General features: G+C 35.2%; 25 protein-coding genes, 2 tRNA genes and 1 pseudogene. 14 read left to right on the top strand and 14 right to left on the bottom strand.

The window, feature by feature from the left end; genetic code table 11:
* Nucleotides 1-132 precede the first annotated feature (132 nt).
* Genes ACWHVF_RS03790 through der form a run of 3 tightly spaced genes read right to left on the bottom strand, consistent with a single transcriptional unit; the run spans nucleotide 133 to nucleotide 2577 of the window.
* Complete coding sequence (locus ACWHVF_RS03790; RefSeq protein WP_064125372.1) at nucleotides 133-675, bottom strand: demethoxyubiquinone hydroxylase family protein; 543 nt, start codon at nucleotides 673-675, stop codon at nucleotides 133-135.
* Nucleotides 650-1171, bottom strand: coding sequence for a disulfide bond formation protein B (locus ACWHVF_RS03785; RefSeq protein WP_064125373.1), 522 nt, complete (start codon nucleotides 1169-1171; stop codon nucleotides 650-652). The genes ACWHVF_RS03790 and ACWHVF_RS03785 overlap by 26 nt, the downstream gene beginning before the upstream one ends.
* Nucleotides 1168-2577 carry a ribosome biogenesis GTPase Der gene (der, locus tag ACWHVF_RS03780; RefSeq protein WP_064125374.1) on the bottom strand — a complete coding sequence of 470 codons (1410 nt, stop codon included), beginning with the start codon at nucleotides 2575-2577 and terminating at the stop codon, nucleotides 1168-1170. Before der ends, ACWHVF_RS03785 begins: the two co-directional genes overlap by 4 nt.
* Nucleotides 2578-2707: 130 nt before the next feature.
* Between der and ACWHVF_RS03775 the strand changes: the two genes are divergently transcribed.
* Both ACWHVF_RS03775 and ACWHVF_RS03770 read left to right on the top strand, forming a co-directional pair.
* A complete protein-coding gene (locus tag ACWHVF_RS03775) occupies nucleotides 2708-3973 on the top strand; it encodes a hypothetical protein (protein WP_064125375.1) in 1266 nt (421 codons plus the stop codon).
* A 122-nt stretch (nucleotides 3974-4095) separates the two neighbouring features.
* Nucleotides 4096-5622 carry an acyl-CoA carboxylase subunit beta gene (locus ACWHVF_RS03770; protein ID WP_064125376.1) on the top strand — a complete coding sequence of 509 codons (1527 nt, stop codon included), beginning with the start codon at nucleotides 4096-4098 and terminating at the stop codon, nucleotides 5620-5622.
* A gap of 53 nt (nucleotides 5623-5675) precedes the next feature.
* Here the strand turns inward: ACWHVF_RS03770 and ACWHVF_RS03765 are convergent.
* A tRNA-Thr gene (locus ACWHVF_RS03765) sits at nucleotides 5676-5748 on the bottom strand.
* A 19-nt stretch (nucleotides 5749-5767) separates the two neighbouring features.
* On the opposite strand from ACWHVF_RS03765, the gene ACWHVF_RS03760 reads away from it, so the two are divergent.
* Genes ACWHVF_RS03760 through pdxH form a run of 3 tightly spaced genes read left to right on the top strand, consistent with a single transcriptional unit; the run spans nucleotide 5768 to nucleotide 7302 of the window.
* On the top strand, nucleotides 5768-5911 hold the full coding sequence (locus ACWHVF_RS03760; protein ID WP_447933174.1) for a hypothetical protein: 144 nt from the start codon (nucleotides 5768-5770) through the stop codon (nucleotides 5909-5911).
* On the top strand, nucleotides 5877-6692 hold the full coding sequence (mutM, locus tag ACWHVF_RS03755; protein WP_064125377.1) for a bifunctional DNA-formamidopyrimidine glycosylase/DNA-(apurinic or apyrimidinic site) lyase: 816 nt from the start codon (nucleotides 5877-5879) through the stop codon (nucleotides 6690-6692). Before ACWHVF_RS03760 ends, mutM begins: the two co-directional genes overlap by 35 nt.
* A 16-nt stretch (nucleotides 6693-6708) precedes the next feature.
* Nucleotides 6709-7302, top strand: a complete 594-nt coding sequence (pdxH, locus tag ACWHVF_RS03750) for a pyridoxamine 5'-phosphate oxidase (RefSeq protein WP_022626142.1) — start codon at nucleotides 6709-6711, stop codon at nucleotides 7300-7302.
* A gap of 800 nt (nucleotides 7303-8102) precedes the next feature.
* Here pdxH and ACWHVF_RS03745 read toward each other — a convergent pair.
* Together ACWHVF_RS03745 and ACWHVF_RS03740 are read right to left on the bottom strand one after the other, a co-directional pair.
* Nucleotides 8103-8179, bottom strand: a tRNA-Met gene (locus tag ACWHVF_RS03745).
* 190 nt (nucleotides 8180-8369) lie between these two features.
* Nucleotides 8370-8507: a hypothetical protein gene (locus ACWHVF_RS03740; protein ID WP_179945548.1), complete on the bottom strand. Its 138-nt coding sequence runs from the start codon at nucleotides 8505-8507 to the stop codon at nucleotides 8370-8372.
* A 101-nt stretch (nucleotides 8508-8608) separates the two neighbouring features.
* On the opposite strand from ACWHVF_RS03740, the gene ACWHVF_RS03735 reads away from it, so the two are divergent.
* From ACWHVF_RS03735 to ACWHVF_RS03720, 4 genes are all read left to right on the top strand, one after another.
* Nucleotides 8609-9620, top strand: a protein-coding gene (locus ACWHVF_RS03735) for an IS630 family transposase (RefSeq protein WP_447933063.1) whose coding sequence is annotated in 2 segments (ribosomal slippage) — nucleotides 8609-9058 and nucleotides 9060-9620 — 1011 coding nt in all. Because the reading frame shifts where the segments join, the coding sequence is not laid out codon by codon here.
* Nucleotides 9607-11517: a ComEC/Rec2 family competence protein gene (locus ACWHVF_RS03730; protein WP_447933173.1), complete on the top strand. Its 1911-nt coding sequence runs from the start codon at nucleotides 9607-9609 to the stop codon at nucleotides 11515-11517. Before ACWHVF_RS03735 ends, ACWHVF_RS03730 begins: the two co-directional genes overlap by 14 nt.
* 47 nt (nucleotides 11518-11564) lie before the next feature.
* Complete coding sequence (locus ACWHVF_RS03725; RefSeq protein ID WP_064125201.1) at nucleotides 11565-13427, top strand: hypothetical protein; 1863 nt, start codon at nucleotides 11565-11567, stop codon at nucleotides 13425-13427.
* Entirely contained in the window at nucleotides 13428-14372 is a 945-nt protein-coding gene (locus ACWHVF_RS03720; protein WP_064125200.1) for an RluA family pseudouridine synthase, read from the top strand.
* Between the two features lie 11 nt (nucleotides 14373-14383).
* On the opposite strand, the gene ACWHVF_RS03715 is transcribed toward ACWHVF_RS03720, so the two are convergent.
* The 3 genes from ACWHVF_RS03715 to ACWHVF_RS03705 all read right to left on the bottom strand — a co-directional run bounded on the left by ACWHVF_RS03715 (nucleotide 14384) and on the right by ACWHVF_RS03705 (nucleotide 16896).
* Nucleotides 14384-14734 (bottom strand): diacylglycerol kinase, encoded by a 351-nt coding sequence (locus tag ACWHVF_RS03715; RefSeq protein WP_064125199.1) that lies wholly within the window; start codon nucleotides 14732-14734, stop codon nucleotides 14384-14386.
* Between the two features lie 97 nt (nucleotides 14735-14831).
* Nucleotides 14832-15650 carry an EndoU domain-containing protein gene (locus tag ACWHVF_RS03710; protein WP_064125198.1) on the bottom strand — a complete coding sequence of 273 codons (819 nt, stop codon included), beginning with the start codon at nucleotides 15648-15650 and terminating at the stop codon, nucleotides 14832-14834.
* A gap of 58 nt (nucleotides 15651-15708) precedes the next feature.
* Complete coding sequence (locus ACWHVF_RS03705) at nucleotides 15709-16896, bottom strand: phosphoglycerate kinase (RefSeq protein ID WP_064125197.1); 1188 nt, start codon at nucleotides 16894-16896, stop codon at nucleotides 15709-15711.
* An 80-nt stretch (nucleotides 16897-16976) separates the two neighbouring features.
* On the opposite strand from ACWHVF_RS03705, the gene ACWHVF_RS03700 reads away from it, so the two are divergent.
* Together ACWHVF_RS03700 and lepB are read left to right on the top strand one after the other, a co-directional pair.
* Nucleotides 16977-17285 (top strand): hypothetical protein, encoded by a 309-nt coding sequence (locus ACWHVF_RS03700; protein WP_156488201.1) that lies wholly within the window; start codon nucleotides 16977-16979, stop codon nucleotides 17283-17285.
* A gap of 94 nt (nucleotides 17286-17379) precedes the next feature.
* The gene (gene lepB, locus ACWHVF_RS03695; RefSeq protein ID WP_064125202.1) at nucleotides 17380-18126 is read left to right on the top strand and encodes a signal peptidase I; all 747 of its coding nucleotides are present in this window, start codon (nucleotides 17380-17382) and stop codon (nucleotides 18124-18126) included.
* Between the two features lie 3 nt (nucleotides 18127-18129).
* Here lepB and ACWHVF_RS03690 read toward each other — a convergent pair whose 3' ends face one another.
* The 4 genes from ACWHVF_RS03690 to iscU are packed head-to-tail and all read right to left on the bottom strand — an operon-like array spanning nucleotide 18130 to nucleotide 21199.
* Nucleotides 18130-19983, bottom strand: coding sequence for an Hsp70 family protein (locus tag ACWHVF_RS03690; protein ID WP_064125195.1), 1854 nt, complete (start codon nucleotides 19981-19983; stop codon nucleotides 18130-18132).
* Nucleotides 19961-20419 carry an iron-sulfur cluster co-chaperone HscB C-terminal domain-containing protein gene (locus ACWHVF_RS03685; RefSeq protein ID WP_064125194.1) on the bottom strand — a complete coding sequence of 153 codons (459 nt, stop codon included), beginning with the start codon at nucleotides 20417-20419 and terminating at the stop codon, nucleotides 19961-19963. The genes ACWHVF_RS03690 and ACWHVF_RS03685 overlap by 23 nt, the downstream gene beginning before the upstream one ends.
* On the bottom strand, nucleotides 20412-20816 hold the full coding sequence (locus ACWHVF_RS03680) for a HesB/IscA family protein (RefSeq protein WP_064125193.1): 405 nt from the start codon (nucleotides 20814-20816) through the stop codon (nucleotides 20412-20414). Before ACWHVF_RS03680 ends, ACWHVF_RS03685 begins: the two co-directional genes overlap by 8 nt.
* A gap of 2 nt (nucleotides 20817-20818) precedes the next feature.
* Nucleotides 20819-21199 (bottom strand): Fe-S cluster assembly scaffold IscU, encoded by a 381-nt coding sequence (gene iscU, locus ACWHVF_RS03675; protein WP_064125192.1) that lies wholly within the window; start codon nucleotides 21197-21199, stop codon nucleotides 20819-20821.
* A 191-nt stretch (nucleotides 21200-21390) separates the two neighbouring features.
* Here iscU and ftsY point away from each other — a divergent pair, with 191 nt between their 5' ends.
* Nucleotides 21391-22302 (top strand): signal recognition particle-docking protein FtsY, encoded by a 912-nt coding sequence (gene ftsY / locus ACWHVF_RS03670; RefSeq protein ID WP_064125191.1) that lies wholly within the window; start codon nucleotides 21391-21393, stop codon nucleotides 22300-22302.
* Between the two features lie 183 nt (nucleotides 22303-22485).
* A protein-coding gene (locus ACWHVF_RS03665) for an IS630 family transposase (RefSeq protein ID WP_447933172.1) occupies nucleotides 22486-23497 on the top strand; the annotation gives its coding sequence in 2 pieces (ribosomal slippage) (nucleotides 22486-22947 and nucleotides 22949-23497; 1011 coding nt in all).
* Here ACWHVF_RS03665 and radA read toward each other — a convergent pair.
* Nucleotides 23459-24739: pseudogene (gene radA, locus ACWHVF_RS03660) on the bottom strand (DNA repair protein RadA); the annotation flags it as partial. The gene ACWHVF_RS03665 and the pseudogene radA overlap by 39 nt on opposite strands.
* A 110-nt stretch (nucleotides 24740-24849) precedes the next feature.
* On the opposite strand from radA, the gene ACWHVF_RS03655 reads away from it, so the two are divergent.
* Nucleotides 24850-25029, top strand: a complete 180-nt coding sequence (locus tag ACWHVF_RS03655) for a hypothetical protein (RefSeq protein WP_156488146.1) — start codon at nucleotides 24850-24852, stop codon at nucleotides 25027-25029.
* The last annotated feature ends 53 nt before the right edge of the window (nucleotides 25030-25082 follow it).

The following is a 25082-nucleotide window of genomic DNA, read 5'->3' as shown; positions in this document are numbered from 1 at the left end:
GTTTACAAACACTAATTATTGATTAATAATGGTGATATGAAAATATAGTTATAAAATAATTGTTACACTTGAATTTCTTCCTGATTTCTGTTGTCATCAGAACATTTAAAACACTTTAAGAAAGCTGCTTAGTTAAATTAACTTGGACAAGCAAATAGCAGCTTTGCAGCCTGTTTTTATGAATGAAGATAGAATGTTGTAGCCAAATGCGCTTTCAGCATTGTGCTGAATTGCAATATCTCTGTGCTCTAACTCCTCGTCGCGAAATTTACTTATAGTTTCTCTTAATTCCCCATCTTCTAAATGTGAAACTTGCTCTTTGTAGTGCTCCCCGATAACTTCTTCAACTGCAGCAGTGCAAGCCATAGCAGCTTTTTTGCCCATAATGGCAGTTGCAACGCCAAGCGACACTCCTAAAACACGCCAAATAGGCAACAAAACAGTAGGACGAACTTTTTGCTCTTTGATTTTTTCATTAAAATAGTGAAAATGCTTTTTTTCCTGCTCTTCCATTTCAATTATTTCATTGATTATAGAAGATTTCTTAAGAATAAATTTTTGACCAGAATAAATGCAAATAGCTCCATATTCTCCAGCGTGATCTACTCTAATTGCCTGTTGCAAGAACTGATTGTTGCTGTACCTTAAATTATTTAGATTTCTTTCTTTCTCCACAATACACCTTACCTGATACGAATAGAGCTACTATGAGATAAATTAGATTCCATGTTGCTAAGGAAACACCTAGAACGTAATGAGGTCTGTCACAAGATGGAGAGTAATTAGGATTTAGTAGATTATTTCTGAGCTCTTCTATACTAACGTTACCACTTGCTTGCTCTGTGCATCCTAAAATGTCATGAAATAAGTGGAGTTCAAGGCCTACATGATAAAAAGATATTACTGCACCTATGAGGTAGCTGCAAAACATTGCATAGATTAGAATTTTGTTGTCTTTAAGCATGCACGCTACTGCAAGTAATCCGGCGATATAGTAAACTATTCGCTCGTATGTACATAACTTGCATGGCAGCATATTGAAAAAATATTCTAGCACATATGCAAAAATTAGAGCAGCGGCACTCGACAGCAGAAAGATTGTAGGAATTCTGGAGTTATTACACATAACTTTAAGTAAATTATCCCTGAAAGTATAAAGCAGGGTATTCATTTTGCATAGGGATTTTTATTTTTTTTCAAAAGTAATCTGACTGGCACGCCTTCAGCAAAGAAATTTTTTCTAAGGTCATTAATTAAATAGCGTTTGTAACTTTCATCAACACTTTCAGGTATGTTACATATCAAAGAAAAAGCTGGAGGTTTAGTACCAATTTGAGCGATATACTTCATTTTAACTGCTTTGCCTTTTACAAGTGGGTGAGAGTGCCTATCTAAAGCATCAATTAGCCACTTATTCAGTTTTGCAGTGCTGACTTTCTTGTTCAAAGATTCACTCACTTCAAGACACTTATCTATCACATCGCCGCAGCGCATGCCTTTCAATGCAGAAATTGTTACAGTTGGCACTTCCAAGAATAACCGAGTCACTTCCTGTTGTTTGACAAATTTTATTAACTTACTTCTGTCATCCTTACCTATTAAATCCCACTTATTTAAAACAACAATAATCCCTTTCCCTCCCTTAATTGCAGCTTCACCAATTGATAAATCCTGCTGCTCAATACCAACTAGGGAGTCTAGCATTAAAACTACCACATGAGAGCGCTTGATTGATTCTAAGCTTTTTTCAACAAATCTTGATTCTAAGTCATCTATAACATTCGCCTTTCTGCGGATTCCGGCAGTGTCAATTAGAGTAATTAACTCTCCATCATGATCATATGTAATATCCACAGAATCACGTGTGGTGCCTGGCTCTGAACTTGTTATTAGTCTGTTTTCTGTAAGTAGGCTGTTTAAAAAAGTTGATTTTCCGACATTTGGGCGACCGATTATCGAAATTCTTAATTTACCGGACTCATTAGAGCTCTTATTGTCATCCCAGTGCTTGACACTGGGATCCATACTATTTTTTTTCTGGATTCCAGTGTCAAGCACTGGAATGACACCGAAAGGAGGACTATTTGCACTGATATTTTCAATAACACTAGCCAACGCATCATAAAGATCAACCATGCCAAGATTATGTTCGGCTGAGATGTATACCGGGCCAAGAAAATCAAAAAACTGCAAATAATCAACATTTTCGGATTTATGACTCTCACATTTATTTGCTATGAGGATTACAGGTTTATTCATTTTTCTCTTTAGCCACTTTGCAAATTCTTTGTTTCGCTCATTTTGCACTTTTGCATCAACAAGAAAGAAAATGATGTTTGAATTGGATAGAGAAAATTCTATTTGTTCAATAACTTGTAGTGAAAAATTAGTTTGGTCGTTCCATCCTCCTGTATCTATAACTTTAAACTCCAAATCGCTAATTCTGCCTATTCCCTCACGTCTATCCCTTGTCACTCCTGGAATGTTACTCACTACTGCTGCTTTTCTTCCCACTAGTCTGTTAAAAAGAGTTGATTTACCGGCATTTGGTAGGCCTACTATGGCGATTTTTAGCATAATTTAAGAGCACCTTCTATACACAGTAAATTATAACCGAAATCTTGCAATTTAACTATTGACTTTGTAGATCACGCGAGCATACTATCACTAGAATTTCTTGTTTTATTATGTCAAAATGGGGGGATATATGGTAGGTCAAGGTATACAAAAGCATAATCCGGATTCGATAGATATAGATGGGGGGTATTATACTCGTGCTTCTACTCCTATTCATCTTGAAGATGATGTGTTTGATACAGCTTTATCACCTGAATTTCATATAATAGAAGAGGATAGTGAAGGCAGTTGTTCTACAGAATACAATGAAAATATAGATGAATCTGATCGCAATATATTAAATAAAGCTTTTATAGAAGATGATAAAGATACACCTGATCACATATTAAATGAAACGTTTATAATAGAAGAAGATGAACTTGAAGATTTAGAAGTGATGTCGGAACTTCAATTAGATGGAGCAATATATGAACAAGTTGATGAACGTATGAAAGAAAATATCTCGAATGTATTGGAAGCTATACATCAAGCTTTTAGGTTACTTAGTGATAGGCAACTGACTGTGGAACAAATGATAGAGAAATGGATAAAATCTGCAGAACTTGGAGAAAGTCAAGGGATCATGTTTGGCATACCGTACTATATGTTCCCCAAAGATTTATCAATAATAGATTATCTGATATCTAATATATACGTGCTAAAGGAGTGCGAGTTGTCCACTGATGGAAGAGATCAACTAGATCTTCTTTCATCAAAAATGTCCGATCTAGTTTTAACAGGCACTTATGTGAGTGAGGAACCTTTGCAATTCTTACCACCAGATTTGATAGAAAAACGTAACAATTATCTATCAAATCTAAAACAAATTGTATGTGGGGGCATTGAAAAAGATGGAGAAGAAAATGTGATAAAAGATGTTATAGTAGAAAGAGATAATAAACTTTATTGTATACGGTGTCCAGAAGCAAGCATTGTGACTCCTGCAAAATTCCTGAGTAATCCAGAATTTCAAAATTTAGATGGAGCATTAAAGATCGGGGAAGGAGATGATGTAATACAAATACAAGATGGAAAATATCATGATATAAAGGGCAGGCTCCAAATGACTTTTCCAATAAGCAACAGTGAAAAGATTGTAATGACTCTATCTTCTGAAAAGGCTGACAAACCAGAAAATGCCTCAAGCTTTGGCAAAATAATGGTGCATATGGATGATAAAAGTTGTGAAATCTTCTCAAAGTACCTAAAAGAGCTAGAAAAAGAACCTCGTATAAGCAAGGTTGTTGAAGCTGCTAAAAGTTTTGTCGAAGAGAAAAAAGGGAAACAAAGTGAGCCATTTAGTGTTCTGGAAGAAGTTAGTATATCAAAGTGTTCTCATTTTAATCACCAACGTTAAGGTTAAAGTTTTAATAATTGTTATACACATACACTATTGCCACATGCAATAGTGTATGTGTATAGTAGTAGAGTTTGTAAACTTAATAAAGTCTACAACCAATTTAAAAACTACTTTATCGTATGCAAGACTTCAAAATACTAGAAAATCTAAAAACCAAAGCACTAGAAGCTGAAAAAGGAGGTGGTTCTGACAGGATTACCAAACAACATGAAAAAGGGAAATTAACTGCCAGAGAAAGACTCAGTATACTGCTCGATGAAAATTCGTTTGAGGAATACGATAAATTCGTGAAGCATCACGTAGCTGATTTTGGCATGCAAAATGCTAATTTTTTAGGTGATGGTGTTGTAATTGGCCATGGCACTATTTATGGCAGAAAAGTTTTCGTTTATTCTCAGGATTTTACTGTCTTTGGTGGGTCACTTGGTGCATCGCATGCAAAAAAAATATGCAAAATTATGGATATGGCAATTAATGCCAGGGTTCCAATTATCGGACTAAATGATTCTGGTGGAGCCAGAATTCAGGAGGGAGTAAATTCTCTTGCTGGTTATGGAGAAATTTTTCAAAGAAACGTAAATGCATCAGGTGTTATACCACAAATTTCTTTAATTATGGGCCCATGTGCAGGTGGTGCAGTTTATTCCCCAGCATTAACTGACTTTACTTTCATGGTAAAGAATAGTTCATACATGTTTATAACCGGACCAGATGTAGTAAAAAAGGTTACCTACGAAGATGTAAGTTTCGAAGACCTCGGTGGAGCAAAAATTCATACAAGCAAAACAGGAGTAGCGGATTTTGCATTCAATAATGATGTTGAAATGCTGCTAAAAATGCGTGAATTCTTTACTTTCTTACCAGCAAATAATCAAGAATCACCAAAATCTGCACCAATCTGTAATGATGTTGACGACATTGATGAATCCTTAAACACTCTAATTCCTACCAATCCTAATACTCCTTATGATATGTATGAACTCATTGAAAAAGTTTGTGATAAAAGGAAATTTTTTGAACTAAAACCTGATTTTGCTCGTAATATCATAATTGGCTTTAGTAGAATTGGAGGAAATACTGTCGGTATTGTTGCAAATCAACCCATGCACCTTGCAGGATGTTTGGATATTGATTCTTCAAGAAAAGCTGCGAGGTTTGTAAGGTTTTGTGACGCATTTAACATTCCCATCATCACACTTATTGATGTTCCAGGATTTTTGCCGGGTACAAATCAAGAATACAATAATATAATACAACACGGAGCGAAACTGCTTTACGCTTACGCTGAAGCGACTGTGCCGAAAATTAGCCTTATCACTAGAAAAGCGTATGGTGGTGCATACATTGTTATGAATTCGAAACATCTAAAAGGTGATATAAATTATGCCTGGCCAACTGCTGAAATAGCTGTGATGGGTCCTGAAAGTGCAGTTGAGATTATATTTCGACACGAAAAAGATCAGCAAACGTTAATTAAAGAATATAAAGAAAAATTTGCTAACCCATTTTTTGCTGCATCATATGGATACATTGATGACATTATAGTGCCAAGTAAAACAAGGTATCACTTTTGTAAAGCATTAGAGCTACTCAAAAACAAGAAGGTAGAAAGGATATGGAAAAAGCATGACAACTTACCTCTGTAACTTTCTTCTAAGCCTTGCTTACAAGTTGTGCAATATTATAAGTATAATCAGTGTGCCGTTACCAAGATTCGAACTTGGGACCTCGTCATTACCAATGACGTACTCTACCACCTGAGCTACAACGGCAGGCTTATATATTATGATAATGAATAATACAAAAAGGAATAAGGAAAAAGAAGAGGAGAAAAAAAGATTAGCGAAAGCTTTAAAGCAAAATATTTTAAAAAGAAAAAAGCAGCAACAGAGTAGACAAGATGCCAGAACTACCGGAAGTGGAAGTAATCTCTAATTTTTTGCTTGATAAAATTAAAAACAAGCAAATTAGCAATGTTACAGTCAATAATTGGAATTTACGTGCCCCAATAACAAAAAATATTGATGATATGCTAAAGGGCAAAGTCATACGCAACATCAAGCGTAGAGGTAAGTATACCATCTGGAATACAGATGGTAGTGTGGCTGTAATCATACATCTTGGCATGAGCGGAAAGCTTATATATGCTGACCACGATCAAATGCGGAATAAGCACGATCACGTGGTATTTTTATTTTCCGACAATACTTCAATAATTTTTAATGACCCAAGAAGATTTGGATTAGTTATCGTTTTAAATAAAGAACAAGAAACGGATTTTTTTAGCGATTTTGGAATAGAGCCCCTCACGGATGAGTTCAGTGGAGACTATTTACAGGAGTTGCTGAAAAACAAAAAAGTGAATATCAAATCAGCGTTAATGGACAATAAATCAATAGTTGGCGTAGGCAACATATATGCTTCTGAGAGCTTGTTTAGAGCCTGTATATCACCACTTAGGTTGGCAAAAGATTTAACTTCTATAGAATGCAAAAAACTTGCTGCTGAAATAAAAAATACTCTGAGTGATGCAATTGCTGCAGGCGGTTCAACACTGAAGGATTATGCACAGCCATCTGGATCTGCTGGATATTTTCAAAATAACTTTTACGTATATGGTAAAGTTCAAAAACCTTGCAAGATTTGCAATAATATCATAACACTTATACGACAAAATGGCCGTAGCACTTATTTTTGCAACGCGTGCCAGAATTAAGATTTTATTTTTTGATATGATATTTTCACTTGAAAAAGATCCATTTGATTTGTTTTCAAAGTGGTACAAAGCAGTACTTAATTCTCCGTGTGAACAACCAACTGCAATGACGCTAGCAACTTGTAGCAAAGACTGTATTCCATCTGCAAGAGTGGTATTACTAAAGGAATATAGCAAAGAAGGTTTTGTGTTTTTCACTAACGTAAACAGTAAAAAAGGGAAAGAATTGACTGAGAACCCCAAAGCTGCGTTAGTGTTTCATTGGATAGAATTTGCTAGGCAAGTGCGAATTGAAGGAGAGGTTAAACTTCTAAACGATGAAAGAACTGACAAATACTTCTCTTCTCGAGCGCTGGGTAGTCAAATTAGCGCATGGTGCTCAAAACAATCGAGCATTCTGAAAGATTGGCAGGATTTTGAGCAAGCTATAAAATTGAAGGAAAAAGAATTTCACAATACACAAGTTTCTCGTCCTGATTTTTGGGTGGGATTTTGCGTAATCCCAAAAGTAATTGAATTTTGGCAAGAAGGTGAATATAGGAAGCATATTAGATTTAGATACACCCTTGTTGAGGGAAGCGATTGGAAAGTGGAACAATTATATCCCTAGCTACATTCGTTATTGGAAAGCTGAAGGAAGGTATCCGTTCAGCAGAGTGGCAAAATAGGTAGACAAAGTGCTCTAAAAAGATAGTCATAGAGTAAATGTGAGCTTACAATAAATGGTGTCATCCCAGTGCTTGACACTGGGATCCAGTTTTTAATTTAACGTAATCAAGAACGTTGTAACCACTTTCTATGTTAGTTTACAAGCAAGCTTTCCTGGATCCCAGTGTCTGGGCACTGGGATGACACCCTAGTAGAAATCGTTTTTGTAATTGCAACATTCGTGCAATCTTTAGCCATAAATATTTAAGAAATTTACCAAGCGAAAAAAAAGGCAAAAGAAGCCCTGGTCATTGTCTATTTTCAGTATTGGCGTTTTTTTATGTTTTAAACGTTTAATAACCGCGATTCAGCTGCTTTTTAATGCAACTAAACTTTAGTCATAAATGTTTAAGAAATTTACTAAGCAGAAAAAAAGGCAAAAGAAATCCCGTGTTAGCTAGTTGTCACTCTCTAATCCTGCAAATTGGCGTACTATACTGTCTTAAACGCTTTATAAGCGCGTTTCAGCTTATATAGGTAAAAACCCAGAAATGTTGTGAAGACATAAGGTGCACATAGTGCAAAAAATTAAAAATAAGACGCCAACTACGTTGTTTTCTTGCTGTTTAATCTGCACAGATGAAGATAACTGAATACCTTCAGTTTCATGATAAGGAGGCTGGTGGAGTTTGTCAAGCAAGTTTTTCGTTTAATCCGTTTCCATGAACTACCTGAAACCACAATATTCGCACAGTTGGAAAATGGTTGCGGGAGTAGGATTTGAACCTACGACCTTCAGGTTATGAGCCTGACGAGCTACCGAGCTGCTCCATCCCGCGTCGTTGTTTATTTAGCTATTATACTTGCAATTATAGGATATACAAGGATAAAATCCGCTATGGGTCGTATATTAGTATATTTATTAACTTTTTTTGACATAATAGTTAGCTATATACGTCATAACCTACGTAATGAAAAATATAACTTGATACTGTGGTTTCCTGTGTGTCAGTGTGTAGGGATTTTAACCTATTTTTCCCTAAGTTTTGAACCAAGCTGCATTTTCACTATATCTATTTTTCTTTTGCTTCCACCTACACTAACTCTGATTGCGATACTGCACAAAAGGTACACAATACTATGCATTGCTTTAATTGCAGTGCTCATAGGATTTACAGCTAGTAATACCAATTCCCATTACACGGCAAACAGATAGACAATAATAGAAGACAAGCCATAATGAAATAAGTGAAATAGTCGAGGTATAAATGGCACTAAGATCAAAATTATTGGATGAAGAAGTAGTAAAATCAGCAAAAAAAATGCTGAAGAAAGTAAGGAACAATGCATATGTTGCAAAAAAACTAAATGCTGTAATTGCAGCAAAAAAGCATAGTATAACGGCTGTAGCAAAAATATATTGCATTTCAAGAAGCGCACTAACTTCGTGGATAAAACTCTTGAAATTAGGCAGAGAAGAAAAATTGTTTGCTCCTCCACAACGGCGTAGAAAAACTAAATTAAATCAGGCTCAACTACAGCAAGTTGAAGCATGGGTAGGAGAAAATCCTAATATTACCATTAAAGAAATGAGAATAAGAATCCAGGAAAAGTTCGGCTTAAATATTAGCAAATCTACAGTACACCGCTATATGCAAAAGATGAAATTCTCTTATATTACACCAAGACCAGTACACAATGTACAAGATAAAAGAAAATAAGAGGAATTCAAAAAAAAATCTCAACGAAGTTATTGGCAAGTATCCTGAAAAAGAGCTGTTTTTCTTCGATGAATCGCGGTTTGGCACACATTCAAAGACCGGGCATGGATGGTTTAAAAAAGGCGTCAGAACAAAAGTTAAGGTAAAATTAGGTAGGGAAAATTTTTATCTCTACAGTGCAGTTAATCCTAGAAATGGGGAGAATTCTAGCTTGTTTGCACCGAATGTCAACACTGATTGTATGAATATATTTCTTGAGCAAATGTCTCAATATTTGGGACCACGAGAAGCCTTTCTTGTTATGGATTGTGCTAGTTGGCATAAGTCGAAAAGTTTAAAGGTACCTAAAAATATTGAGATTATATACCTACCACCATACTCACCTGAACTCAATCCAGTTGAGAGGCTTTGGTTGTATGTAAAACAGAACATTTTGCGCAATAAAATATACGATACTATTGCTTTGCTTGAGAGTGCTTTGTGTAAATTTATTACTTCTCTTACCTACTCCACAATTAAACAACTCTGCTATGTATCCTATTTGAATGACCAACAATGAGAATTGGTATAAATTAAGAACAGCTTTAGTTGATACTCAAATTCTTGATAAAGAGAGATACGTAAAAGATATAATTGCCACAGTGAAGGACATTAATGACAGGGGCTCATACAAACAATTTCTGCTTTCTGTCTCTACTATCTCAAAATCCTCTCCTGTCATCCCAGCACCCCCTTTTGTCATCCCAGTACTTGATACTGGGATCCAGAAAAAAAAGATATGGATTCCAGCTTCACGCGCTGGAATGACACCAGATAGAGCTCTAGATAACATCAGAATATCAGTTAGAACCAAAGTGGAAAAAGGCATTAAAATAGGCGATCAAGTAAAATTATCAGCAAAACTCTTCCCTCTAAAGATTGCGCCCTCGGAGCATGCATATGATTTTGCAAGAATAGCATATTATCAGAAAATAAGTGCAACAGGTTTTGCAACAAGCAAAATAGCTTTGCACAAAAAGGCTGAAGCAAGGAAATTTCAAGAATATATAGAATCTTTCCGTCAATACATTTATGAAAACCTGCAGCAAAATATCAAAAAACCACATGCGGATATAATCTCTGCATTACTGATCGGTAAAAAAGATGGCATAGATCAAAAAACTATGGACGCGATACGAGATTCAGGTATAGCACATTTGTTTGCCATATCTGGTTTGCATTTATCATTTGTTGCTGGTCTGTTTTTTGTAGTGTTTCGTAATTTATTCGCAATATCTGAAACTTTGACTCTTAAGTATAACACCAAGAAAATATCTGCATTCCTTACTATCTTGCCAACCACGTTTTATTTATTGATTACCGGTATGCAAATTTCTGCTCAGCGTGCCTACATTATGGTGATTTTAGTACTCGTTGCAACAATGATAGAGAGAAAATATCGAGGGTTAATAGCAATTGCGTTTGCTGCTGCAGTGATACTTATCATAGAACCAGAAGCAATTTTAAAGCCAGGCTTTCAGATGTCATTTTCTGCGGTTTTGGCACTGGTTGCCAGTTATCAAATTAATGCTAATAAATTGTTCAAAATAAAAATAATGAAATATTTTGTGTCGATAATGATCAGCTCAGTAATAGCAAGTTTAGCAACTGTTCCGTACACGATATACAATTTTAATTATTTTTCAATTAGTGGTATTATCACAAATTTAGTTGCTATACCAATAGTTACATTAATTATTATTCCACTTGGAATAATTTATGTCTTATTGATTCCTTTAGGTATTGAATGGATCATAGCGCCATTTATAGAGCGCCCAATTGACAGTATCTTGTATATAACAAATGCAATCGCTAGTCTTCAGTATTTGGTTATTCCCATTCGTACTTTTCCTGCCTCATCAATTATTATCATAACACTTGGTTTATTGTGGCTGTGCTTGTGGGAAAGAAATTGGCGTTTCTTCGGAATTTTCTTTATTGTGCTGGGTATTTGCTTTGGCACCGCATATAAAACCCCCGACATCCTAATAAATGCTGATAATGTTGCTGTAAAAGAAAGTGATAACTTACTATATTCTCTCACCAGGAAAAATAGGAACTTTGTTGTCAAAACATGGGCGAAGCAAAATGGGCAGAACCAAATTTTGAATCATAAAAAATACAATAACTCAGATAAAAGGCTAAAGTGTAACGATTATGGCTGCATATATAATAAAGGAAATAATAAATCAGTGTTGCTAGCTTACAAAAAAGAAGATATTCTAGAAAATTGTGGTAAAGTTGATTTAATAATCCAACTAAGTGAATTCAACTATTCAGTTTGTAATACTAAAACTATCAAATATGCCGATTTAGGAACGTATGGCACACATTCTGTTTGGTTAACAAATCGTTACGTAAAGATTAATACAGTGCGCTCCAATAGGCCTTGGCATAAGTTAAAAAGCTTGATTTAACGGTATTATTAATATATAATTAATTTAATTAAGATATAAGGAAATTTATGCATTTAGATACTAGAGAAGGTTTTCCCAAATTCAAGGTAGACCACAATTTCGCTAAAATAGATGATGCCATTGGTTTTCTCCCTAAAGCATGGCGTGCAACAAAGAAATATTCTGTAAATAATACCCTACCTATAGCAGTTGTGAACACTTGGCTTCAATTTTCTCTAGCCTATGTTGCTGCAGTTATGGTAACTGATAGTGACGTAAGTTTCATCACAAACATTCTTAATTCACGAATAATGCCAGCCTATGTTTATGCTTCTGTTATTCTTGGGATAATTCTTGTGGTCTCTCTTGCTATAAAATATATGAACAGGCAAGAGATAAAAGATGAGAAATCAAAAGATGGTAATAGCCCAATAGATGAAAAGATTAGAGGTGGATACAGTGATGGAATAAATGAGATCGCTCAAAATGCATTAACAATAGAAATTGTTCCTGATTTGGTCGATAAAAAGCAAGATTTTTCAATAGTTTTACCAATCTCTGAAAAACAGGGAGAAATATTGGAAAACGAAAGACAAGAGAATAGGAATAAAGTTATTTTGCTTACTATGCCATATGTGCTGAGTGGTCTAATTGTAGCTGGTGCATTGATACAAAATAAATTTAGCTTTGCCAATGTTCATGGTTGGGAAGAATGGACTTTCATTGCATTCGTGAGTGCTTTCTTCATTGCTGGAATATGTATAGCATTGAGTAAATTAAAAAGTGATGAAGTAAATAACGCATGTAATCTTGTTAAAAAATTCAATAATGTGGATATTCTACTCCCATTCAGAAGTGGTACGATTGTATCGGTAATGGAAAACAAATTTGAAAGTAAAGAGGAGAATGATCCTATATCTCGATTGATAAAGTTACTTGATAAGCACTTGAATGAATTCACAGATAAAATAAGTGATTTATTCGATAAGTTCTTAGTTGAAGCTAAAACATCTATTGATGAAAAACTTTTAAAGCCTGCAAATGTCAGTATTAAAGGAACGCTTGATCACCTAAAAGAAATCAGAGAAGACATCAAAAAAGATTTAGATTGGCTACATGCAGAAATCTCAGAAGTTTTAAACAATACTAAAGAATTGGCAAAAAAAGCAAATTCACTAGATATTGAAGGTACTTTTTCTAAGTCGCAAAGTGCCATTAAAACTTTCGATAATGCTATAAAGGTAGTGAAAGATAAGGTAGAAAGCTTCAAGTTAGGGAGGTTTGGTATACCCTATTTTGATACAACACAATCTGGTCAAAATGGACATGAAAGTGGTAATAATCAGACGGAAGGTGATAGTAATCAATTCCTTGGCATGTTTAAAAAATCTAAAGAAGAAGTAGAAAAGATAAAAAAGGAATTGGAGGAAAAATTAAAAAAAGTAACCGATGAACTAGAAGAATTAAAAAATAAACAAACTCAATCAAATGAATCTAATAGCAGTTTAGAGTCTGAAGGTAGTACTACTGCTACTCCTCTTGACAAACAACGAGATGAAGAGAAAAAAGCAATAGAAAAAAATAGACTATTAAGATCAATAAAAAGGACGAAAGAACTGGAGAAAGAAAATGCAAAATTGGAAAAAGAATTACCTGAACGAGAAAGAACAGATGAATGGAAAGAAAAAATCAATGGCAACCCAAGTGAATTTTTATATTATTTATTAGAATCTATTAAGCTGGAAGAAAAAGATAATAAAGAAAAAAAGGTTGAGGCAACATTACGGAATTTTGATAACAAGATAATAATTCACTGGAAAAATGGCTCTCAAACAACTTGCCATATTAAAAAACAAGGTGATCTTCCTAGTACAAAAGTTGATTTCGTAAATCAAAATATTCAAGCAGCATGGGAAATGGTACGGGGGTAAATCACTATAGATCACTCAGTAATAACCTTAAGTGTTAATAATGATAAAGAGAAATTAAGGTTAGACACCTATATAGCTGAAAAATGCAACATATCACGCAGTAAAGCTCAAAGATTGATACAAAATGAGCAGGTGAAATTACTTGGCACACCGATAATTAATAATGACTACATAGTAAAACCAGATGAAGAGTATGTGGTGCATCTCGTTCAACCTGACATATCCACATCAATTGAGCCTAATTATGACATAAAACTTAATATCGTCTATGAAGATGAAGACATTATAGTTCTGAGTAAACAAAGTGGATTAACGGTACATCCAGGTGCTGGGACAAACAATGATACGCTTTTGAACGCAGTTATCGCTTACCTTGATGTAAGACCAGGAATTGTTCATAGACTCGATAAAGATACCAGTGGGCTAATGGTAATTGCAAAAAATGAAGAAGCCCATGGTTTTTTGTCTGAATTGTTATCAAATCGTAAAATAAAGCGAGAATATTTAGCAGTGGTTTGGGGAGCATTATCTTCCCAGCAGGGAACTATAGAAACTAACATTGCTCCAAAGCGTGGTAATAAAGAAATGATGTGTGTAACAAAAATCACAGGCAAATTAGCAATCACTCATTATTCAGTAGAGAAAGTTATAGGACAAGCAAGCTTGGTTAAATGCACTTTAGAAACAGGCAGAACACACCAAATTCGAGTCCACATGAGCCACATAGGACATTCCATAGTTGGTGATCAAGTTTACGGAAAAAATAGTAGTAAAAGCACAAAATATGCTAAAAACTCTAGTTTCATTCGTAATTTCAATAGACAAGCACTACATGCTTATACACTGGGCTTATACCACCCAAAAAGTAATAAATACATGGAATTTGTCTCTGATTTACCGCAAGATATAAAAACTTTAATTGGTGAGTTTGACAACATATCTTAATAACATTCGTATTAACCTGTCAATATTATCATCCATGTCATCAGGAAGTTAATTAATGAAAGAAAAACTGCTGCACTACCTAGATCTTTCACCTTTTTTGAAAGTATGTGTTGTTCACTGGAAATACGCTCAATTGTCGTTTCAAAAGCAGTGTTAACAATTTCCACAATTAACACCAGGAATAGGCTGCTTATCATTACTGCACGTTCTAGATTACTTACATCCAAAACAAACAAAATTGAGACACATACTATAAAAAGTAGCAACTCCTGTCTGAACGCAATTTCTGATATAAAAGCTGATTTTATTCCTTCACAAGAGTATTGAATTGCTTTTATTAGACGAATAATGCCCTTCTTCATTATTACTCACAAAACCCTTTAATCAAAATTTTAACTCATTTGGATTTGCTACACCCTATAGCATTTTTATCATTTGTTCACCCTATTGGTTCTGAAATTAAGATTTACTGCAGCTACAATAAGTACTCTTGTTATCGCATTTTGGTGTTAAGTCGGGATAGAACGTGAGTATAGCATCATTCTTTCTTACAAACACTGATTGATAATTGTCATCTTCCATTTTATATAGGCACATTCCATCTTTTCCTAATTCCTTGAACGCCTTAGTTGCAGAAATTAAAATATCATCGGCATGAAGGTTATATGCGTATCCATTTGGGCATTTAACTTTCACTTCCCCATCCTTACCCAAATATTTCATTCCAAATGTATAAACTGGTGGCTTAATATCTGATTTATTGCATAGGGACTTATCATTCCAAATTGCACCTGCCCATTTATCTTCTTGAGCTTCAACATATCTACCTACAAAATGCATACCACCTAATTTATCGTTTGGCTCACCACAAAAAATATGTCCAAACCCTATAGTTTCTTTTTCACTTCCACTATTTGTAAACCAAATGTTAGCCAGTTCATCTTTAAATAACTCCAAATCCGCATCTGGCGTAATCACTTGATGATCAAGCTTATCATATATTCCTTTCACTACTTCTTGATGCTGCGGACAACTAAGTAAAATTTTGAAATCTTCTTTATCTGGATGTGCTCCCCAATCTCCACAAACTTTCAACACTCCTCTATCGAAGTCAGTTAATTCTGGAAACGGTGGTATATAACCTGGTTGTGAACTGAAAAATGGTTCAAAATTATTTTCTTCTACATAGTCAGTGTGAAAATAATGATCCCTAATATAAAAAATAAATCCTATTATTGGTATTATTAAACACAAAATTAGTTTAACTGTCTTCGACATAATCACGTTCACAAAAAAGCTAGCCTATAAGAAACAATTTAAAAAAGTTTTAATCTAATCATTTTTGCAGAGCAGCAACTCCCGGCATTTCGTTACCACCCAGCCAACTTAAAAACGCTCCTCCACCAGTGGAAACACATGTAAAATCCTTATCGGTAAGGCCTGCAGCGCTTATTGCAGATAGACTATCGCCTCCCCCTATTATGCTGGTTAACTTTCCTTTGTGCGTTAAGTCACTTACGGCTTTCATTACCCCTATTGTACCACTTGCAAAAGCTGAATGTTCAAAAACACCAATAGGTCCATTCCACAGCAGAGTCTTACTGCTTGCTATTATACGGCTTATTGTACTCAAAGTTTGTGGTCCGATATCCAAAATTATATCACCGTCCAAAATGGACTCAGTTCTTCTTGAAATACTAGTGCTGTAATCAGAGTTTACTGCAACCAGAACGTCTTCTGGCACAACTATTTTGCAATTGTTTTTATTTGCTGTTTCAACAATATTATGTAGAAGGTTGTCAACACCATTTTGAAAGAAAGATTTTCCTATATTTACTTTGCTAAATAACAAAAAATTATTAGCAATTGCACCTCCGAGAACTAGGTAATCAACCTTTTCTGTTAGCTTTATAAGCATTTTTATCTTAGTTGACATTTTGGCTCCCCCAACTATCGCAGTAATAGGTTTAGCTTTAAACGATACAGCTTTTTCAAGATACTTTAGCTCATCTTGTAAGCAAAATCCCGCGTAGGAAGGTAAAAACTCTGTAATGCGTGAAATAGAAGCGTGAGCTCTGTGAGAGCAAGAAAATGCATCATTTACATATATATCCGCTAGAGATGCTAGTTGTTTGGCAAAATTTGAGTCACTCTGCTCTTCCTCTTTATAAAATCTTAGATTCTCTAGTAATATTATATCTCTTGCATCCATAGCACTCACTGCTTTTTGCACTTTTTCACCAACGCAATCATCAATGAATTTCACTTTTTTATTTAGTAACTGCGATAAAGTGTCAATTACATTTTTTAGCGACAGATTATTGTCTCTGGCCTTTGGGCGTCCGAAATGCGATATAATAATAATCTTTGCACTTGCATTCACTAAATACTCAATAGTAGGCAATGCTCTCAAAATACGAGTGATGTCACGAATTTCTCCATCTTTTATAGGAACATTGAAGTCAACTCTGAGTAAAACGGTTTTATTGTGAAGATCACAATTTTCTATACTAGGTATATTCATTGTAAAACTAAAGCTATAAAGCCACTATACAGCGGTTTGACCTAAAGTAAAGTTTTAAGTTTACGAACGTTTAAGGAAATTTGCATCCAGATGGTGTCATGAAAGTAGCTGACACTGGTTCACTCTATAATGGTGTCATCCAAGTAGCCGACACTGGTATCCAGGTTGCTTACAAGCAAATTAGCATAGAAAGTGGTTACAACATTTTCGATGAGATTGCAGGAACCAGTGTCAGCTACTCGGATGACACCATTCTTTTTTCTGGATCTCAGTGTCAGCTACTTTCATCTGCCACCTGCAAATTGCAATGTTCGTACAGTTACGTGTCACGCTACTTGGATGACACCGTTGAAAGAAATGAACCGCCTTTTCAAAATTGTTTTGAATAGAGGAATAACATTCACAAGTAAAATTTCATATTACCATTTTTTAATTTATGTATTATAATCAGCTTAATCTATAAGAAAAACAAAGTTGGAAAAGTTGGAAGAACTAAGCAAAAACTGGGTGATAAGAACGGGAAGATTTTTATCTTCGTTGTTTTTTTTACTGTTGATTGCGCTATCAATACGTAGTTTTTTATTCGAGCCATTTCATATACCTTCTGGTTCAATGAAAAGCACCCTACTTGAAGGGGATTACATTTTTACTAGTAAATATTCATACGGTTACAGTAAACACTCATTTCCATTTTCTCCAAACATTTTTAGCGGCAGGATTTTTTATACCCCTCCAAAGCGTGGCGACATAGTAGTTTTCAAACCCACAAGAAATGACAGCATCAGGTTTGTTAAGCGAGTAATAGGAACACCAGGTGACAAAGTGCAAATGATAGAGGGAGAATTATACCTAAATGATCAGAAAGTAGAGCGAAGGCAAATTGAAAGTTTTGTTGATTATGAGTCAAATCGTAACATACCAAGATATATAGAAACGCTTTTAAGTGGCAAGGAACATGAGATTTTGATAGATAACGTCTTTAATAAGCTATCATATAATACTCCAGTTTATTATGTGCCTAACGATCAATTTTTTGTTATGGGAGACAATAGAAATAATTCTTTGGATAGCAGGTTTCCTGAAGTTGGTTTTGTACCAATGGAAAATATCATTGGGCGTGTAAGTATAGTTGGTTTATCGTTTAAATTGGGGAAGGTCGATTGGTTACCATTTAATTTCAGGTTACCTGTTGCTCTGAGATTTGACAGGATATTGCATAAAGTTGTGTAAACTCTACCTATCTGTTAATTCACATAATTCTAAAGCAGAACTTTCTAACTCAGCGATAGCGTTGTTAATTTCATTCAAGTCATTGCCTTGTAAAGCGTTTTTTGCGTTTTGTAATAGGTTTTTTAACTTTTGATCAGTGGAAACATTTTCAACTAGATGTATGAGCTTGTTACCGTTAATTTTAGCCTCTGCAAGGGAACGAGCCTTCATATCTTCATCAAAGCTGTTTATTGACTGGTTAACCATATTTTGAACATCAGCTTCACTCAAGCCAAAATTTGAATTTACTTCAACTGTCTGCTCAATTCCAGTAGCTTTTTCTCTTGCAGTAACAGTCAAGATTCCGTCAACATTAACTGTAAATTCTATTTCAACTCTTGCAGAACCTGCAGGTAGTGGTGGTATACCTTTTAGTTCAAACTGTGCTAGAGATTTGTTATCCTCGATCATTTCACGTTCTCCCTGACAAACGTGAATTTTCATTGCTGGTTGCCCATCAACATAAGTTGTAAACTCTTTTATCTCTGAAACTGGTAGTGGTGTATTTCTTGGTATGATTTTTTCAACTATGCCTCCAATAGTTTCTATGCCAAGCGATAAGGGTAAAACATCTAAAAGAATATTCCTATCTTTTGGATTGCAAGTTAAATAATGAGCCTGCAGAGCTGCTCCCATGACAACTGCTTTATCCGGATCCACGTCATTCAGTACTTTATTTCCAAAGAGTTTGACTAGTGAATTTTGAACCAATGGTGTTCTAGTTGCACCACCAACTAAAATTACTCCTTTTATATCATCAATTTTAAGATCTATGTCGCTTATAGTACGAGTGACTATATTGATAGTCTTATTAACCAAGAGACTGATTGCTTGCTCGAATTCTTCTTTGGTAATTTCACATTCAAATGGCTTGCCGTTAATGTTAAAGCCAAAAGTGCCTGATGTATTTTCACTTAGATATTCTTTCACGGCACGTAGTTCAACGAATGATAATGGCCCTGTCATGAAAGTAGCTGACGCTGAAACCCAGTTCTTATTACACAATTGCATGGTATGTTCATTTGCAATCAAGTTCTCTGGATCCCAGTGTCTGGGCACTGGGATGACACTTTCGCTTAAACCTGCCTTTTCTCTATACTTATCAAGTACAATTGAACTTAGTAGGTGATCAAAATCATCACCGCCGAGTTTGGTATCACCACCAACCGCAAGGACTTGAAACACTCCTTGATGTAATTTCAATATTGAAATATCAAATGTTCCTCCACCAAGGTCATAAACTGCATATATTCCACTGTTATTGTTCTTTTCAATGGAGTAAGAAAGCGCTGCAGCGGTTGGCTCGTTAACGAGGCGAAGAACTTCTATGCCAGCTAATTTTGCTGCATATTTAGTTGCGTTACGTGCTGAATCGTCAAAGTAAGCTGGCACAGTAATCACTGCTTTTTTTACTTCCAGCCCCTTAGACTTTTTTACCCTCTCACATAAAGCTTTTAATATCTCAGCAGAAATCTCAATAGGAGTAAGATACTTCTCCTCTGAGCATTTTACTCTAATAACTTTTTCACTTTCGTTATCTATTTTAAAATTGAGGCCTTCTTTGTTCAAATCTTTAACACTTTTACCCATTAAACGCTTTATTGAGTAGATTGCATTTTGACCGACATCGTAGCCAGTTTTCAATGTATTATTTTCATATGAAAGAGCAGAAGGCAGTAGCTCTCTTCCCTGCTTATCTTCAAATATCTCCACGTTGCCAGCTTTATCTACCATGGCAATTAAAGAATTGGTGGTACCAAGATCTATACCAAAAACTACTTCACTTGAATTTGGTTCAGAAATTTGAATTGGTTGCATTCTTTTTCACCTCCTCAAATGACTTATATAAATATTTCAATCTCAAAACCTGTATAGTAGCTTCATCAAAATTCTTTGTAGCGAAAGCATTAATTAGGCTTTTAGTGCAATCTTTTACCTTTTCATCAATCATCCTACCTGCAAATTGTAGATCATCACAGTCTAGCAAATATTCTCTTATTTCCATTGATTCATTTAATATCTCAGAATTTAGATGATCTTTTTGGCTTTTTACCCTAAAAAGATCCAGCAAATACTCGGCACGTTTTAGTGGTGACTTTAGCACCTGATAAGCTTTGTTAATATTAATTATATTTTTAGATTGTCCTTCGTTTATCTCAGTCCTGCTTAGCTCAATATATTTTTTCTCTAACTCATCAAAGCTGATATTGAAAGTTGGTTCAATTTCAAACAATGTAAAATAGCTGCTAGACATGAAAACTCTCTCCACAACCACACTTTCCTTTTTCATTGGGATTTTTGAAAACAAAACCCGATGAAAATTTTTCTTCTACATAATCCATTTCAGAGCCAAGAATAAACATGACGGATTTTGGATCGATCAACACCTTGACTTTTTGACCATCACTGCAACTTTCTTCAATTATCGACTCTAAAGGACGAATATCATATGCATATTCAATATCATATTTTAAACCGGAACATCCCTTTTGTTTAATTAGCACTCTTATTCCTATTGCTTCTTCTAATTTCTCAAGGTTAGCATGCTGTTTTCGATTCAATAAATGCCTTATTCTTTCCACTGCATTTGCAGTGATAGTGATAGGTTTTTTATCTTTCTTTGCGGCATTTACTTCTTGATATTTACTCATAGCTATTTTTGTTTACTTTGGTAATCGTGAATAGCAGCTTTTATAGCATCTTCGGCAAGCACCGAGCAGTGTATCTTCACTGGAGGTAAAGATAACTCTTCCACTATTTGCGTGTTTTTTATCTTTGTTACATCCTCAATAGTTTTTCCTTTGATCATCTCTGTGAGCAAAGAGCTCGAAGCGATGGCAGAACCACAACCAAAAGTTTTAAATTTTGCATCTTCAATAACACCTTTGTCATTGACCTTTATCTGCAATTTCATTACATCACCGCACGATGGTGCACCAACTAAACCAGTACCAACATTTGGATCATTTTTATCCAGAGAGCCAACATTCCTTGGATTTTCGTAATGATCTAAAATTTTCTCATTATAACTCATAAAATTACCTGTGAACCGCTATTCTACATTATAACATATTTAGGTTAAAAACTAAAGTAAAATACACTAGCAAACGGTATATTTTACTCACAAAATAACACTAAAATGAGTGTATTTACTTTACAAATACACGTAGTGCATGTCATTCTTTATATTGTAATTAAGTTTATAATTTTAAAAGGAGCATTCCCTTGAGTTTATTTGGTAATCTTTATAAAGGCCTGTTAAAAACTTCTTCTCGCTTTAGCGACGGGGTGAAAAGTATTTTTTCTGGCAAAAAAAAATTAGATCAGTCGCTTTTAGATGAGCTGGAAGAGCTGCTAATTAGCATGGACATTGGTCATAAAACTTCTAAGTTGATTATTGACAGGCTCACAAGCATCAAGTTTGACAAGGAAGTTGAGTATAACATTATTACGCAGCAGCTAATGAGCGAAATAGAATCGATATTGAACCCTGCTGTGCAACCGCTAATTTTAAACAAAAAACCACATATAATAATGGTATGCGGAGTGAATGGTAATGGTAAAACCACAACTATAGGTAAGCTCGCATATAAATATAAGGAGATGGGAAAGTCCGTTATGCTTGTTGCATGCGATACATTTAGAGCTGCTGCTAGTGAACAATTAAACATTTGGGCAGAACGTTCTGATTGCTTGATTGTTACTGGAGAGCATGGTAGCGACTCTGCAAGTGTTGCATATAGAGCTGTAAGTCAAGCTATGAAAGATAACGTTGATGTTGTTCTAATTGACACAGCAGGAAGGCTGCAAAATAATGTGAACCTTATGGAGGAGTTATCAAAAATATATAGAACGATAAAGAAATTGGATGACACTGCCCCTCATGACGTTATTTTAGTTCTTGACGCAACTACCGGCCAAAATGCTTATAGCCAATTAGAGGCATTTAGTAAGATGGTCAATGTTACCGGGCTAATCGTAACAAAGTTAGATGGCACTGCTAAGGGCGGAGTGGTAATTGGCCTTGCAGAAGCTTATAAGGTAAAGTTACATGCTATAGGAATTGGTGAAAGTATAGAGGACTTAAAGGAGTTTACTAGTAAAGAGTTTGCTGAAGCGTTATTTAATTGTAATTAAAGACTTCTCTTAATTCCCTTACGTGACTAAGCTTAATTATCTCAATATCATGAGAAGAGTAATTACCATTTTTAGGCATAATTGCTTTTTTGAATCCTAATACCAATTCCCATTACACGGCAAACAGATAGACAATAATAGAAGACAAGCCATAATGAAATAAGTGAAATAGTCGAGGTATAAATGGCACTAAGATCAAAATTATTGGATGAAGAAGTAGTAAAATCAGCAAAAAAAATGCTGAAGAAAGTAAGGAACAATGCATATGTTGCAAAAAAACTAAATGCTGTAATTGCAGCAAAAAAGCATAGTATAACGGCTGTAGCAAAAATATATTGCATTTCAAGAAGCGCACTAACTTCGTGGATAAAACTCTTGAAATTAGGCAGAGAAGAAAAATTGTTTGCTCCTCCACAACGGCGTAGAAAAACTAAATTAAATCAGGCTCAACTACAGCAAGTTGAAGCATGGGTAGGAGAAAATCCTAATATTACCATTAAAGAAATGAGAATAAGAATCCAGGAAAAGTTCGGCTTAAATATTAGCAAATCTACAGTACACCGCTATATGCAAAAGATGAAATTCTCTTATATTACACCAAGACCAGTACACAATGTACAAGATAAAAGAAAACAAGAGGAATTCAAAAAAAAATCTCAACGAAGTTATTGGCAAGTATCCTGAAAAAGAGCTGTTTTTCTTCGATGAATCGCGGTTTGGCACACATTCAAAGACCGGGCATGGATGGTTTAAAAAAGGCGTCAGAACAAAAGTTAAGGTAAAATTAGGTAGGGAAAATTTTTATCTCTACAGTGCAGTTAATCCTAGAAATGGGGAGAATTCTAGCTTGTTTGCACCGAATGTCAACACTGATTGTATGAATATATTTCTTGAGCAAATGTCTCAATATTTGGGACCACGAGAAGCCTTTCTTGTTATGGATTGTGCTAGTTGGCATAAGTCGAAAAGTTTAAAGGTACCTAAAAATATTGAGATTATATACCTACCACCATACTCACCTGAACTCAATTCAGTTGAGAGGCTTTGGTTGTATGTAAAACAGAACATTTTGCGCAATAAAATATACGATACTATTGCTTTGCTTGAGAGTGCTTTGTGTAAATTTATTACTTCTCTTACCTACTCCACAATTAAACAACTCTGCTATGTATCCTATTTGAATGACCAACAATGAGAATTGGTATAACTTTTGTGCTTCTTTTAGTCTAAGATCAGCATGCGAGACATTCCTAATTTCTCCTGAAAGTGCAACTTCACCGCAGATTATTGAAGAAGTTGGCAGCGGTAAATTTACTACACTTGAAATAAGGGAAGCAGCAACAGCAAGATCAGCCGATGGTTCCTGTATTTTGAGTCCCCCTGCAATGTTTAGGTACACTTCTTTATCATGCAAAAACATTTTACAACGAGCATTTAGCACCGCAATGATCATAGCCAATCGATTAATATCCCACCCAACTACTGCCCTTCTTGGGGTTGCCATATTAGTCCCTGCTATTAATGCTTGCACTTCCATTAAAATTGGTCTTGAACCTTCAATTCCTGCAAATACGGCGCTGCCAACTACTTCTCTGTCATGGGCCATCAGAAACAATGATGATGGATTATCAACAGGCACAAGTCCTGCTTCAGACATCTCAAAAACACCAATTTCATTTGCAGGACCAAATCTATTTTTAATAGTGCGTAAAATGCGATATTGATTACTATTTTCACCTTCAAAATATAATACCGCATCTACCATATGCTCCAAAGTTTTAGGTCCAGCTATTTGTCCATCCTTAGTTATATGACCAACTATTAAAAGAGAAATACCATATTGTTTCGCAAGAATGGTTAATTCATGAGCGCAAGTACGAACCTGGGTTACAGTGCCTGGTGCCGATGTAATTCTGCTATCATACATTGTTTGTATAGAGTCAATTACTAAAAATTTAATACTTTTATTTTCCTTTATTGTTGCTACTACATCAGTTAAAGACACTGTAGATAAAAGCTTAATTTTAGGTTCATTTATCTTAAGACGCTTTGCTCTGAGACTCACTTGCTCTAAAGATTCCTCGCCAGATACATAAAGACATTCAAAAGAGGAAAGTTGCACAACATTAGCTGCAATTCTAAGCAAAAGGGTAGATTTCCCAATACCAGGTTCGCCACCAATTAAAATGCTGGCACCTTGAACAATACCCCCACCAAAAACTCTATCTAATTCTTCTACTCCTATTAGAAAACGACTTGGAGTGATAATTTCGCTACCCGATAACGTCTTTATTAAAATTGGCGCAGATATACTTCTTTTGCCCGTTTTTACTGCTATTTCTTCAACAACTGTATCCCAATTGTCACATGCAATGCACTTTCCTACCCACCTACCAGTGCTGTAACCACATGATTGACATACATATACAGTTTTCATCAAAGCCAAAATTATTTTGTTATAATTGTAATAAAAATTAGCTGAATAGGCGAAGTAAATCTAAACACTGAGTCTCACAAACATTTTGGTGCGAAGATAATTGTCATAAGTTGTGCTATTTAAATTCATGCACAATAATTGCACGAACGCTTCCCTCTAGGATCCAAGTCGCCCATTCTCCTGTCATCCCAGTGCCTATTTCTTTGTCATTCCAGTGCCCTGACTACTTGGATCCAGGAAAAAGAATGGTGTCATCCCAGTGTCTGGGCACTGGGATGACACCGTCATAAAGTAAATCAGCGTCACGCGCTGCCCAGTTCATGTTAGCTATAAATGTTTAAGA

Source organism: Wolbachia endosymbiont of Dactylopius coccus (assembly GCF_977011065.1).
The sequence above is the reverse complement of the archived record's forward strand: the minus strand, read 5'-3'. Positions and strand labels throughout refer to the sequence as shown.

Excerpts from the sequence above, each read along its gene's own strand:
- ACWHVF_RS03785 (WP_064125373.1), bottom strand. The coding sequence starts at position 1,171 with ATGAATACCCTGCTTTATACTTTCAGGGATAATTTACTTAAAGTTATG.
- ACWHVF_RS03680 (WP_064125193.1), bottom strand. The coding sequence starts at position 20,816 with ATGAGTAAATATCAAGAAGTAAATGCCGCAAAGAAAGATAAAAAACCT.
- ACWHVF_RS03715 (WP_064125199.1), bottom strand. The coding sequence starts at position 14,734 with ATGAAGAAGGGCATTATTCGTCTAATAAAAGCAATTCAATACTCTTGT.
- ACWHVF_RS03775 (WP_064125375.1), top strand. The coding sequence starts at position 2,708 with ATGGTAGGTCAAGGTATACAAAAGCATAATCCGGATTCGATAGATATA.
- ACWHVF_RS03725 (WP_064125201.1), top strand. The coding sequence starts at position 11,565 with ATGCATTTAGATACTAGAGAAGGTTTTCCCAAATTCAAGGTAGACCAC.
- iscU (WP_064125192.1), bottom strand. The coding sequence starts at position 21,199 with ATGAGTTATAATGAGAAAATTTTAGATCATTACGAAAATCCAAGGAAT.
- ACWHVF_RS03685 (WP_064125194.1), bottom strand. The coding sequence starts at position 20,419 with ATGTCTAGCAGCTATTTTACATTGTTTGAAATTGAACCAACTTTCAAT.
- ACWHVF_RS03705 (WP_064125197.1), bottom strand. The coding sequence starts at position 16,896 with ATGAATATACCTAGTATAGAAAATTGTGATCTTCACAATAAAACCGTT.
- ACWHVF_RS03770 (WP_064125376.1), top strand. The coding sequence starts at position 4,096 with ATGCAAGACTTCAAAATACTAGAAAATCTAAAAACCAAAGCACTAGAA.
- ACWHVF_RS03730 (WP_447933173.1), top strand. The coding sequence starts at position 9,607 with ATGACCAACAATGAGAATTGGTATAAATTAAGAACAGCTTTAGTTGAT.
- ACWHVF_RS03710 (WP_064125198.1), bottom strand. The coding sequence starts at position 15,650 with ATGTCGAAGACAGTTAAACTAATTTTGTGTTTAATAATACCAATAATA.
- der (WP_064125374.1), bottom strand. The coding sequence starts at position 2,577 with ATGCTAAAAATCGCCATAGTAGGCCTACCAAATGCCGGTAAATCAACT.
- ACWHVF_RS03760 (WP_447933174.1), top strand. The coding sequence starts at position 5,768 with ATGAATAATACAAAAAGGAATAAGGAAAAAGAAGAGGAGAAAAAAAGA.
- pdxH (WP_022626142.1), top strand. The coding sequence starts at position 6,709 with ATGATATTTTCACTTGAAAAAGATCCATTTGATTTGTTTTCAAAGTGG.
- ACWHVF_RS03690 (WP_064125195.1), bottom strand. The coding sequence starts at position 19,983 with ATGCAACCAATTCAAATTTCTGAACCAAATTCAAGTGAAGTAGTTTTT.
- mutM (WP_064125377.1), top strand. The coding sequence starts at position 5,877 with ATGCCAGAACTACCGGAAGTGGAAGTAATCTCTAATTTTTTGCTTGAT.
- ACWHVF_RS03740 (WP_179945548.1), bottom strand. The coding sequence starts at position 8,507 with ATGAGCACTGCAATTAAAGCAATGCATAGTATTGTGTACCTTTTGTGC.